This window comes from Streptomyces sp. bgisy100 (genome assembly GCF_057709105.1).
This window is the reverse complement of the sequence record NZ_JBYITE010000063.1, coordinates 20,645-32,758: the sequence shown is the minus strand read 5'-3', so window position 1 is coordinate 32,758 and position 12,114 is coordinate 20,645. Positions and strand designations below refer to the sequence as shown.

Annotated in this window: 9 protein-coding genes; 5 read left to right on the top strand and 4 right to left on the bottom strand. The window is 73.4% G+C overall.

Annotated features, from left to right (window positions below):
• Window positions 1–163: 163 nt before the first annotated feature.
• A complete protein-coding gene (locus AC3EQ1_RS28620) occupies window positions 164–727 on the bottom strand; it encodes a gluconokinase (protein WP_432097227.1) in 564 nt (187 codons plus the stop codon).
• Window positions 728–986: 259 nt separating this feature from the next.
• Here AC3EQ1_RS28620 and AC3EQ1_RS28615 point away from each other — a divergent pair, with 259 nt between their 5' ends.
• The 5 genes from AC3EQ1_RS28615 to AC3EQ1_RS28595 all read left to right on the top strand — a co-directional run bounded on the left by AC3EQ1_RS28615 (window position 987) and on the right by AC3EQ1_RS28595 (window position 7,428).
• Window positions 987–2,009: a LacI family DNA-binding transcriptional regulator gene (locus AC3EQ1_RS28615; RefSeq protein ID WP_432097226.1), complete on the top strand. Its 1,023-nt coding sequence runs from the start codon at window positions 987–989 to the stop codon at window positions 2,007–2,009.
• Between the two features lie 410 nt (window positions 2,010–2,419).
• Window positions 2,420–3,718, top strand: coding sequence for an ABC transporter substrate-binding protein (locus AC3EQ1_RS28610; RefSeq protein ID WP_432097225.1), 1,299 nt, complete (start codon window positions 2,420–2,422; stop codon window positions 3,716–3,718).
• 94 nt (window positions 3,719–3,812) lie between these two features.
• Window positions 3,813–4,844 (top strand): carbohydrate ABC transporter permease, encoded by a 1,032-nt coding sequence (locus AC3EQ1_RS28605; protein ID WP_432097224.1) that lies wholly within the window; start codon window positions 3,813–3,815, stop codon window positions 4,842–4,844.
• The gene (locus tag AC3EQ1_RS28600; RefSeq protein WP_432097223.1) at window positions 4,841–5,713 is read left to right on the top strand and encodes a carbohydrate ABC transporter permease; all 873 of its coding nucleotides are present in this window, start codon (window positions 4,841–4,843) and stop codon (window positions 5,711–5,713) included. The genes AC3EQ1_RS28605 and AC3EQ1_RS28600 overlap by 4 nt, the downstream gene beginning before the upstream one ends.
• Before the next feature lie 38 nt (window positions 5,714–5,751).
• Window positions 5,752–7,428 (top strand): glycoside hydrolase family 13 protein, encoded by a 1,677-nt coding sequence (locus AC3EQ1_RS28595; RefSeq protein ID WP_432097222.1) that lies wholly within the window; start codon window positions 5,752–5,754, stop codon window positions 7,426–7,428.
• Between the two features lie 101 nt (window positions 7,429–7,529).
• Here the strand turns inward: AC3EQ1_RS28595 and AC3EQ1_RS28590 are convergent, their stop codons facing one another.
• The 3 genes from AC3EQ1_RS28590 to AC3EQ1_RS28580 form a co-directional block, all read right to left on the bottom strand.
• Window positions 7,530–8,978: a SulP family inorganic anion transporter gene (locus AC3EQ1_RS28590; RefSeq protein ID WP_432097221.1), complete on the bottom strand. Its 1,449-nt coding sequence runs from the start codon at window positions 8,976–8,978 to the stop codon at window positions 7,530–7,532.
• A 493-nt stretch (window positions 8,979–9,471) separates the two neighbouring features.
• Window positions 9,472–9,873: a hypothetical protein gene (locus AC3EQ1_RS28585; protein ID WP_432097220.1), complete on the bottom strand. Its 402-nt coding sequence runs from the start codon at window positions 9,871–9,873 to the stop codon at window positions 9,472–9,474.
• A gap of 481 nt (window positions 9,874–10,354) precedes the next feature.
• Window positions 10,355–12,028 (bottom strand): MFS transporter, encoded by a 1,674-nt coding sequence (locus AC3EQ1_RS28580; RefSeq protein ID WP_432097219.1) that lies wholly within the window; start codon window positions 12,026–12,028, stop codon window positions 10,355–10,357.
• Window positions 12,029–12,114: the final 86 nt, after the last annotated feature.

The following is a 12,114-nucleotide window of genomic DNA, read 5'->3' as shown; positions in this document are numbered from 1 at the left end:
GCATGGCAGAGAGCGCTCGACGGCAGAGAGCTCCCGAGGGAGCGCGGCGGGGCGGCCGACTCGGCGGTGGGGCCGCGCCGTTGTTCGCTGTCGCTGTCGCTGTCGCTGTCGCTGTGGACGTGGCTGTTGAGGCCTGCCGTGGGGTGGCCTCGCTGTCCCCGGCTCAGGCGCCGACGCCGGGCAGGACCGCCAGGGCCCGGCGCACGGTGTCCTCCGCGGTGCCGCCGATGGGCACCGTCGCCCCGTTCTCGTCCACCGCCAGCGGCTGCAGATCCGCGAACTGTGAGCGCAGCAGGGCCGGCGGCATGAAGTGCCCCTTGCGGGCCCGCATCCGGGCCTCGATCAGCTCCGGCGAGCCGTCGAGGTGGACGAAGAAGGCCGTGGGGGCGCAGCCGGCCAGCCGGTCCCGGTAGCGCCGTTTGAGCGCCGAGCAACTGGCCACCCCGCCGTGCTCCGCGTGGCGGGCCAGCCAGGCGCCGATGGCGTCGAGCCAGGGCAGCCGGTCCGCGTCGTCCAGCGGTGTGCCGGCGGACATCTTGGCGATGTTCTCCGGCGGGTGGAAGTCGTCCGCGTCGGCGTACGGGACGCCCAGCCGCTCCGCGAGCATCCGGCCGACCGTGGTCTTGCCCGAACCCGAGACGCCCGTCACCACGACCAGGGGGCGGCGCTCGGACGCGGACCGGCCGGAGGCCGTCGTGCCGGTCGTGGTCGTGCCGGTCGTCGTCATGCGGGCCTCGGTCTCGGGTCGAACCGGCAGGGGCGGACCCCAGGTTAGGCGGTTCGGGCGGTGGACGTGCGGCCGTGCGCGGGCTCCGTCCGCCCGCGCCGCGCGCTCCCGCCGGTGGTCGGGCCCGCCGAGCCTGACGGTCGCCCACTCGGCACGGCGGCGGCGGGGACGTGCGCGGCCGGCAGGCGCCGTGCGGCGGAGGCACCTCCGATGCAAGGGAACCGCAAAGACCGCAAGAAATCTGTCATAGGCTTGCGGCATGGTGAGTCGATTGGTGGAGGTCGCGGGGTACGCGGGTGTCAGCGAGGCGACGGTGAGCCGGGTCCTGAACGGGAAGCCGGGTGTCTCGCAGTCGACCCGCGCGGCAGTGCTGACCGCGCTCGACGTGCTGGGGTACGAACGGCCGCCGCAGCTGCGCGGACGGGCCAACCGTCTCGTCGGCCTGGTGGTCTCCGAGATGACGAACCCGATCTTTCCGGCGTTCGCGGAGGTCATCGGCAGAACGCTGGCCCAGCGCGGGTTCACGTCCGTGCTGTGCACCGGCACGCTGGGCGGGGTGCACGAGCGCGACTACGTCGACATGCTGCTGGAACACCAGGTCGCCGGGGCCGTCTTCGTCTGCGGTCTGCACGCGGAGCGGGCCGCCGACCACGAGCACTACGCCCGGCTGGCCGACCGCGGACTTCCGGTCGTGGCCGTCAACGGCATGATCGAGGAGCTGAAGATCCCCTGTGTGTCGTGCGACGACGCGCTGGCGGTGGAGCTCGCCGTCCGGCACCTCGCCTCGCTCGGGCACACCCGGATCGGCCTGGCCGTGGGCGGCGAGGGTCACATCCCGGCGGCGCGCAAGATGGCCTCGTTCCGGGCGGCCGTCCGGGAGCACGTCGGTGTGACCGACGCGGACGCCGACATCGTGCAGACCATGTACACCCTGGAGGGCGGCACCTCGGCCGCGTTGCGGCTGTTCGAGCGGGGTGTCACCGGTGTGGTCTGCGGGAGCGATGTGATCGCGTTGGGGGCGGTCCGGGCGGCCCGCCGCGCCAGGCTCGACGTGCCAGGAGACGTCTCCGTAGTGGGGTACGACGATTCCTCTTTCATGCCCTTCGCGGATCCGCCGCTGACGACGGTCCGGCAGCCGGTCGACGCCATGGGGCAGGCCGTGGTCTCCCTGCTGCTCGGTCAGATCTCCGGGACCCAGGCGCGTCCGGAGGAGATGCTCTTCGAACCGGAGCTGGTGGTGCGGGGCAGCACGGGTGTCGGCCCCTCCCGCAACGGCGGCTGACCCCCGCAACGGCGGCTGAGCCCCGCCGCAGGCGGCCCGGCCGCCGCCGGTGACGCCCGCCCGCGCCCCTCTCCTGCTTCGCCCGCACCCGTGAAGAGCCCCCGCCGTCGGCGGGGGCTCTCGTGTATGCCGGTGCGACACGTGGCGGCCCCGACGCCCCCGGCGTGCGGTGTGCCCCGCCGCAGCGCCCGATCGGCCGGCGGGCCGATGTCACCGGCCTCCGCCCCGCCCTGTCCGAGGTGGCGGATCCCACCCTCACTCCACCACCACTTTCATGGGATGACGCGTTCTTGCAGAATCATGGAAGAAACTTGCCGGTAACCGTGGACTTCTCTCAGTGCGGTTTCTAGTGTTTCCGTCACTGCGCCGACGGCGAGCCGCCACAGGGGCGTGCGAGTGAGGGAGTGACCATGGGGCACTGGCTGCCAAGAGCGGGTATCGCGGCACTGACCGCGTGCGCGCTCACCGCGTGTGGAACCGGGACCGGCGGGGACAGTCCCGCGGACCAGGGCGAGGCCGCGCTGACCGGCCGCGGGCCGATCACGCTGGCCACGGGCAAGGACAACAGCGGCGTCCTGCTCAAGGTCATCGACCGCTGGAACGCGGCGCACCCCAAGGAGCGGGTGCGGGTCGTCGAACTCTCCGACTCACCCGACGAGCAGCGGCAGCGCATGATCCAGGACGCCGAGCTGAAGTCCGGTGAGTTCTCCGTGCTCAACCTCGACGTGGTGTGGACCGCGGAGTTCGCGGCCAACCGCTGGGTGGTGCCGCTCCCCGAGAACCGCGTGGACACCGGCGCGTTCCTCGAGCCGACGCTGGAAGGCGCGTCCTACCGGGGGCAGCTGTACGCGGCGCCCTGGACCTCTGACGGCGGACTCCTCTACTTCCGCAAGGACCTGCTGCGGAAGGCCGGCGCGAAGCCGCCGCGCACCTGGGCCGGGATGAAGAAGGCCTGCGCCGCGGTGCGGAAGCTCCCCGAGGCGAAGGGCATGTCCTGCTACGCGGGCCAGTTCGAGAAGTACGAGGGCCTGACGGTGAACTTCGCCGAGATGGTCGAGAGCGCCGGCGGCTCACTCGTCGACGGGCGTGGGCGCCCGCACGCCGACTCCCCGGAGGCACTGAAGGGCCTGCGGTTCTTCGCCGACGGCGTCCGGGACGGGATGATCCCCAAGAAGGCGATCACCTTCAAGGAGGAGCAGGGCCGGCAGGCGTTCCAGCAGGGCCGGCTCGTCTTCCACCGGCAGTGGCCCTACCAGTGGACCCTGGCCAACGCCGACGACGGCTCCTCGAAGGTGGCCGGCAGGTTCGGCGTCGCGCCGCTGCCCGGACTCGACGGGCCCGGCGTCTCCAGCCTCGGCGGCCACAACCTGGCCATCAGCTCGGCCGCCGGGAACAAGGCGACCGCCCATGACTTCATCCGCTTCATGACCGGGGAGCGGATGCAGCGGGAGAACCTGCTGCTGAGCTCCAACGCCCCCACCCGCACCGCGCTCTACGACGACAAGAAGCTCGTCGACAAGTACCCCTACCTGCCCGTCCTCAAGAAGTCGATCCTCGGCGCGGAGCCGCGGCCACGCGTGGTCCGCTACGGGGACGCCACCGCGGCGATCCAGGAGGCGGCCTACGGCGCGCTGAGCGGCGAGGTCCGGCCCAAGAAGGCGCTGGCCGAGCTGCAGCGGAAGCTCCAGCGGATCAACAGCAGCCCCTGACCGGCCCGGCCGGGCCCCGGGCGGGCCCGTCCCCGCCCGCGTGCGGCCCGGCCCCACGCCGCCGTCCCCGTGCAACTCTCGAGGTGAAACGTCCATGCCTGCTCTGACGGCCCCGCCGCCCCCGGCCACCCGGCCGCCCCGAACGCCACCGCCCCCGGCACGGCAGCGCCGCCGCGGCACCGGCCGGCTCGCCGCGATCCTCATCTCGCCGACCATCGCGGTGCTGGCTCTCGTCGCCGGATACCCGGTCCTCGCCGCGCTCCGCGAGTCCGTGTTCGACAAGAACTCCGGGCTGGACGGTTCGGGTTTCGTGCGCACCGGCGAGCGGTTCGTCGGCCTGGAGCACTATCTGGCCCTGTTCCGCGGCGAGGCGGGCGAGCGGTTCTGGAACGCCTTCACCAACACCACGTTCTTCACCGTCACCACCGTGCTCATCGAGACCGTGCTCGGCATCGTGATGGCCCTGGTGATGCACAAGGCCGTCCGCGGCCGGGCTCTGGTCCGGGCAGGCATCCTGGTGCCATGGGCGATTCCCACCGTGGTCTCCGCACTGCTGTGGCAGTGGATATTCCAGGCCGACGGGGCGGCCAACGCGCTCCTGGGCGAGCAGGTGCTGTGGACCACCGACGGCTTTCAGGCGGCGGTCGCCGTCATGGTCGCCGACACCTGGAAGACCGCCCCCTTCGTCGGCCTGCTGGTGCTCGCCGGGCTCCAGCTCATCCCGGCCGAGGTGCACGAGGCGGCCCGGGTCGACGGTGCGACCGCCTGGCAGGGCTTCCTCCGGATCACCCTCCCGCTGCTCCGCCCGGTCCTGCTGGTCGCCGTCCTGTTCCGGCTGCTCGACGCGCTGCGGATGTTCGACCTGCCCTTCGTGCTCATCGGGGCCCGCAAGGACTCCGTGGAGACCCTGTCGATGCTCGCCTTCGACGAGGCCGCCAATACCCGGTACGGGCCGGCCGCCGCCTACGCGGTGCTGCTCTTCCTCTACGTCGCCGCGGTCGCGTTCGTCTTCGTCCGCCTCCTCGGCGCGGACGTCTTCTCCTCGGACGACGGCGGCCGGACCCCCGGCCGGCGCCGCACCGGACTGCTGCGGCGCCGTGCCGCGGCGAAGGGAGCGGTCGCATGAGCCTCGCCGCCCGGACCCGGACCCGGCCCTGGAGCCTCCCGGTCCCCTCCCGCAGGACCCTGCTGAGCCTGCTCGGCATGGCACTGATCGTCGTGTACTGCCTGGCGCCGTTCTACTGGATGACGGTCTCCAGCTTCCGGCGCACCTCGGACCTGTTCTCCACGTCCCTGCTGCCGTCGCCCTGGTCCCTGGAGAACTACCGGGCCGTGCTGGAACCCGGCAACGGATTCGGCCGCGCCCTGCTCAACAGCCTGATCGTCGCCGGCGCCACCACCGTCCTGACCCTGGTGATCGCCACGTTCACCGCGTACGCGCTGGCCCGCCTGGAGTTCCGGGGCAGGAACCTCGTCCTCGCGGTGGTCATCGCCACCTCGATGTTCCCCGGGATCTCCCTCGTGGTGCCGCTGCTCAAGCTGTTCACCAACAACCTGCACTGGGTGAACACCTACCAGGCGATGATCCTGCCGTCGCTGTCGTTCGCGCTGCCGCTCGCCGTCTGGAACCTCACCGCCTTCTTCCGGCAGCTGCCGAGGGAGCTGGAGCAGGCGGCCATGGTGGACGGCTGCACCCCCGGCCAGGCGTTCCGGAAGGTCATCCTCCCGCTCACCGCGCCCGGCGTGTTCACCACCGCGATCCTGACGTTCATCGGCGCCTGGAACGAATTCATCATCGCGCTGTCGATGGTCAACCGGTCCTCGATGCGCACGGCGACCGTCGCCATCGCCCAGTTCAACGGGACCTCCGGATTCCAGGTCCCCTACGGCACCAAGATGGCGGCCGGCGTCGTCGTCACCGTGCCCCTCGTCGTCCTCGTCCTCGTTTTCCAACGCCGGATCATCGCCGGCCTGACCGCAGGAGCCGTGAAGTGACCTCGCCGCGCCTCCCCGCAACCCCCAAGGAGACGTCCGTGTCCCATGCCCAGCCCCCCGCCGCCGGTCACGACTGGTGGCGCAGCGCGGTCATCTACCAGGTGTACATCCGCAGCTTCGCCGACGGCGACGGCGACGGCATCGGTGACCTCACCGGGCTGCGCGAGCGGCTGCCCTACCTGGCCGGGCTGGGGGTCGACGCCATCTGGCTCAACCCCTGGTACACCTCGCCCATGGCCGACGGCGGCTACGACGTCGCCGACTACCGGGACATCGACCCGGCCTTCGGCACCCTCGACGACGCCCAGGCCATGATCGAGGAGGCACACGACCTCGGCCTGCGGGTCGTCATCGACATCGTCCCCAACCACACCTCCGACCGGCACGCCTGGTTCCGGCAGGCGGTAGCGGAGGGCCCCGGCTCGCCCGCCCGGGCGCGCTACCACTTCCGCGACGGCAAGGGCACCGACGGCGAACTGCCGCCCAACAACTGGCGCAGCGTCTTCGGCGGCGGGGCCTGGACCCGTGTCACCGAACCCGACGGCACCCCGGGCCAGTGGTACCTGCACCTCTTCGCGCCGGAGCAGCCCGACCTCAACTGGGACAACAAGGAGGTCCGGGCGGAGTTCGAGTCGATCCTGCGGTTCTGGTTCGACCGCGGCGTCGACGGCGTGCGGATCGACGTGGCCCACGCGCTCGACAAGGACCCGGGCCTGCCCGACCTCGGCCCCTCCGACATCGAGGGCATCGGCTCGGCGGCCGACGCCGACCACCCGCACTGGGACCGTGAGGGCGTCCACGAGATCTTCCGCGGCTGGCGAGCCGTCGCCGACTCCTACCCGGAGCAGCGGGCGTTCGTCGCCGAGGCCTGGACGGGAGCCCCGGAACGGCTGGCCCGCTACGTCCGCCCCGACGAGCTGCACACCGCCTTCAACTTCGACTACCTGACCGCGCCGTGGCGGGGCGACCGGCTGCGGGAGGCCATCGACACCTCCCTCGCCGCACTCGGCTCGGTGGGCGCCCCGGCGACCTGGGTGCTCTCCAACCACGACGTCGCCCGGCACGTCTCCCGGTACGGCCGGCCGCAGCCGGACGGCCCGGTGCGCTCCCTGAGCGAGCTCGCCACCGACGTGCCGTTCGACCTGGAGCTGGGGACCCGCCGGGCCCGGGCCGCCGCCCTGCTCACCCTCGCGCTGCCCGGCGGCGCCTATGTCTACCAGGGTGAGGAGCTGGGGCTGTGGGAGGTCGAGGACCTCCCCGACGCACTGCTCCAGGACCCCACCTGGGAGCGGTCCGGACACACCGACCGCGGCCGCGACGGCTGCCGGGTCCCGCTGCCCTGGTCCGGCGTCAGCGCACCCTTCGGCTACAGCCCCGGGGGCGCGCGGGCGCAGCCGTGGCTGCCGCAGCCCGCGGCGTGGCGCGAGCTGACGGAGGAGGCCCAGCGCGGCGCCGACGGCTCGATGCTGGAGCTCTACCGGGCCGCCCTGCGGATCCGCGCCGAGCACCCGGCTCTCGGCGACGGCGCGATGACCTGGGACTCCGGGACCGACTCCGCGGTGCTGTCCTTCACCCGCGCCCCCGGACTGCGCTGCGTGGTCAACCTCTCCCCGGACCTGGTGGTGCTGCCCGAGCACAGCGGGGTGATCCTCGCCAGCGGCCCGCTCGAGAGCGGCCTGCTGCCCGGCGACACGGCGGTGTGGCTGGCTCTCTGACGGGGGCCACGGGGTGGCGCGGTGGTCCGTTTGCAGGGCCACCGCGCCGGCCCCTCCCTTCTTTCCGGAACCGGGGCGGAGCCGTGCTCCCCGGGCCGGCCTCAGGGGGAGAGCTGGGACTGCCGCGAACGGCGGTGCTCATCCGCCCAGTTCGTCAGCGCGGCGGAACAGGTGTGATCGAGATGGCGCAGCCCGCCCAGGTCGAGCTCGATTTCGCGGTCGGCGGGCAGTGCCTCCAACTGGTCCAGGAGCTTCGGCAGCCGCAGGAACGTCGCGTTCCCCAGGACCCGTACGCGCAGCGGCCCGTCCGCGGAGTGCTGTGCCACGTCGAGATGGACGTGCGAGGTCTCCCAGGCGGTCTTGGCGATGGCCAGCAGCAGCCCGATGAGAACCCCCTCGAACATGTTGATCATCACGATGACGACCGCGGTGGCCGACAGCACGACGGCCTCGCCCCGGTGCTCGGACCACAGGGAACGCAGTTCGCGCACCGGGATCAGCCGCCAGCCGGCGTGCACCAGCACACCCGCCAGCGCCGCGACCGGGATCACGCCCAGGGCCGCCGGAAAGGCCGCCGCGAAGACCAGCAGCCAGACACCGTGCAGGACGCGCGACGCCTTGGTCCGCGCCCCGGCCTGGACATTGGTGGCGCTGCGGACGATGACCGCGGTCATCGGCAGGGCGCCCAGCACACCGCACACGGTGTTGCCGGCGCCCTGGGCCATGAGCTCCTTGTCGTAGTCGGTCCGGGGCCCGTCGTGGAGCCGGTCGACCGCGGCCGCGCTGAACAGGGACTCGGCGGAGGCGATGAGCGTGAACGCCAGCAGGGTGCCGAGCATGCCGATGCCGAGGAGCTGGCCGAAGTCGCCGGGGCTCGGCGGCTGGAGGGAGTCCAGCAGCCCGCTGACCTCGACCCGCGCGACCGGCAGGTCCCACACCCCCACGACCACCGTGGCGAGGACGACGGCCGCGAGCGGGCCGGGCAGCACCCGGGCGGCGCGACGCCACCGGGACCAGAGGACGAGGACGAGGACGGTGGACGCGCCGACGCCGAGCGCCGCCAGGGCCGGAGCGGACCGTACGGTGTCGGTGACCAGGCCGGGGATCCCTGCGAGGTTGGCGATGCCGGTGCCGCGGGGCTTCGCGTCGGTGAGGACGTAGAGCTGGCCGGTGATCAGGACGAGGCCGATACCGGCGAGCATGCCGTGCACCACGGCGAACGAGATCGCCCGGAACCACCGCCCGAGGCCCAGCGCGCCCATGCCCAGTTGCAGCAGGCCCGCGGTGAGGACCAGGACACCCAGCGCCGCGGTGCCGTACTCCTGGACCGCTTCGTACACGAGTACGGTCAGGCCCGCGGCCGGGCCGCTGACCTGCAGACTGCTGCCGGGCAGCAGGCCGGTGACCAGTCCGCCGACGACGCCGGTGACCAGGCCCAGTTCGGCGGGCACCCCCGAGGCGACGGCGACGCCCACGCAGAGCGGCACCGCGACGAGGAAGACCACGACGGAGGCGGTGAAGTCCGCCCGGAGAACGGAGAGTCGATTCATGGTGTCCGGCCCTGCTTTCCTGTGGTGGGGCACAGTCGGGTGGTCGGATCGTGACCGGTGCTGTATCCGGTGACGTGACTGGTGACGTGACCGGTGCGGGGGCCGCTGCGGGAGCCGGTTGCGGACCGTGCCGGGAACTGCCGGTGCGGGAGCGCGTCGAGGCGTGGCTTGACTCCGGGGGCCGGCCGAAGCTGGGGGCATGGCCTGCGCTGGGGATGCGGCCGCGAGGCGATCCCGGAGCGCGGGCAGCGGGGCTGGGGACGGGACGGGGGACGAGGCCGGGACCGGGGACGGGGCCGGGAGCGGGCCCGGGCGGAGGAACGGAGGACGGCCGGGGGAGCGTGGGCTTGCAGCCCCGCCCGCGGCACCGCGGCGTCGTGGCCGATCCGGGCATGCCGAACGAAGGTCTCCACGAGGAGGTCTCCTGCTCATGAGGGATGCCGCCGCGGGATGTCGGGGGCCGGGCGGCCAGGGCGCGCCGTTCCGCGCCGGGTCAGCAGCGGAAGACGCGGAGCAGGGCGCACCGTTCGGGCGGTGTGCCGGAGACCGGGCACCCGTCGGCACGGGCCCCGGAGCGGGGAGCGACGGGAGCAGGCATCCCGCCGTCACGACGGGGGAGCGGTCGCGGCGCACGTCGGTGCGCCGGGACCGAGACCCGCGCCCCGCGGCGCGCCTGGCTCCGTACGGCGTCGCGCTCCGCGCTGTCGACGGTCTCCTCGGACACCCCGGCCGCACCGCCACCGGCCCCGGAAGGGGGCGGCATCTGCGCGGCCGAGGCGACCGGCGGAGGGGTCCGCAGGCCGGAGCCGGGTGACGCGGCACCGAGCAGCAGCGCGAGAACGACGGCGAGCAACACCGGCGGCAGCCGTCGCAGCGGCACTCGGGGCAGCGGCACCCGGCGCGGTGGCACCGGACGCAGGGGCCTTCGGTGCAGCGGCCCTCGGTGCAGCGGTCCTTGGTACAGCAGGACGCGCAGCGGGACGGCCAGAGGGGCGCGGCACAGGAGAGCGGCCGATCGTCCGCGGTGCGGTGGGAAGGCCAACGGCACTCGGCGCGGTGCGCGCCGTGTGTCCCTGCCCGTGCGCATCATCGCCCTCCGCTTGCGCCGCGGAACGCGGAGCCGTCTGCTGCTCCGCGCTCATCTCCGGTCACCGGATCATCCCGCGCATGCAGAAGTGACCAGGGCTGATCCGGTCCAACACCAGGCTTCCCCCTGGATAGGACGACATAACGCCATCTTGTGTACGGTCGCGGCGTTCCCTGACGGCACGGACAGCAACTCCTGTCCCTCCCGTGAGGCCTCCACGGGCGGCCTCCAGCAGGGGGCGGAGAGGCCGATGGGCCGGGCGTGGACGGGCCGCACCCGGGTCCGGCCGTCAGCGCTCACCCGTCGGACCGGCCCCGGTGGGGACCTCGGCCGCGGTGGCCTGATTGCCCCGTACGGACCGCAGGTACGGCAGCAGAAGCGGCGTGATGGCCAGGGCGAGGAGCCCTCCGGTGAGGGCCAGGGCCGGGTAGCTCCCGCCGGCGACGACCATGCCCGAGGACAGCCCGCCGGTGGCCCCCGCCAGAGCGATACCGACGTCCACCAGGCCCTGGGCCGAGGCGCGGCGCGCCGGCGGCAGGGCGTCGGTGACCAGGGCGGTGCCGCTGACGAGCCCGAAGTTCCAGCCGAGCCCCAGCAGTACGAGCGCTACCGCGAGGGCGGGCACGGAGTGGGACGGTGCCAGGGCGGCCAGCACCCCGGCAGCGAACAGCGTCACCCCGGACGCCGCCGCCACGGGTATGCGGCCGAACCGGTCGACGAGCCGGCCGGTCAGCGGGGAGGGCAGGAACATGGCCCCGACGTGCAGGGCGATCACCAGCCCGGACGCCTGGGTGCTGTGGTCGTGCGCCCGCATGTGCACCGGCGTCATCGTCATGATCGCGATCATGACGAGCTGACCCAGCACCATGACGGCCGTCCCCGTGGCCACGCCGCGCACATCCGTGACCTCCGACGGCCCTGCCACGGCCGCTGCGGCCGAAGCCTCGTCCGGTGGTGCGGCCGCTGCGGCCGCGGCCGTCCCGGCCTGCTCCCCCTCCGCGCCCCGGTCTTTCCGGAGAGCGGCGTTCAGGTGGGGCTCCCGAGCGATGGCCCGGTGGTGTTCCTTGCCCGCGCCCGGTGCGTCGCCCCGACCGCGTCCTGCCGGAGCAGCAGGAGCAGCAGGAGCAGCAGGAGCAGCAGGAGCAGCAGGAGCAGCCGGAGCAGTCGGTGCCGGCGGAGCAACCGCTGCCGCCGGTGCCGCCGGTGCCGCCGGTGCCGTTGGAGCCGTGGGAGCCGTGGGAGGTGCCTGAGCCACGGGCGGCGCAGGGGCGACGGCGTCGGCAGGGGCCTCGGCCTCGGCCAGGGCGCGGGCCAGCCGCAGGGGGTCCGGGCGCAGCGCGCACCCCAGAACGATCGCGGCCGCGCCGTAGGCGACCGCGGCCAGCAGGAAGGGGCCCGCCAGCGGGGGTATGCCCCAATTTCCGGCCACGTCCCCGGTCGGGCCGGCCAGATTGGGGCCGACGACGGCGCCGAGCGTGGTGGCGAACAGCACGGTGCTCACGGCGCGGCCCCGGCGCGCGGGGGAGGCGAGGTCCGCTCCCGCATAACGGGCCATCAGATTGGTCGAAGTCCCGGCTCCGTAGACGAGCAGGGCGAGGAACAGCGCGACCACCTGGCCGGTCGCGGCAGCCGCCACGACCCCGACGCTCCCCAAGGCGCCGACGCCGTAGCCGAGGGCCAGCCCGGGACGGCGTCCCCACCGTCCGCAGATCCGGCCGATTCCCGCTGCCCCGAGTGCGGCACCGGCGGTGAACAGGGCACTGGGAACTCCGGCCAGCCCGGTGGAACCGAGCATGTCCTCGGCGATCAGCGCGCCCACGGTGATACCCGCCGCGAGGCCGGCACCGCTGAGGACCTGGGAGACCACCAGGACCCGCAGAGTCCGCTGCTGCTCGGGAAGTTCGGCCGGCTCGGCCGGAGCGGCCCCCGACCGCGTCGCCGGGGGCTCGCTGCGCACCGTCATCGATCGTCCTTCCCGTGGTGAGTGGTATTGCCCGGGACGCTGGGGAGTGCCGCCGGCCGCCCTTCCGGGAACATCCCTGCACCCGG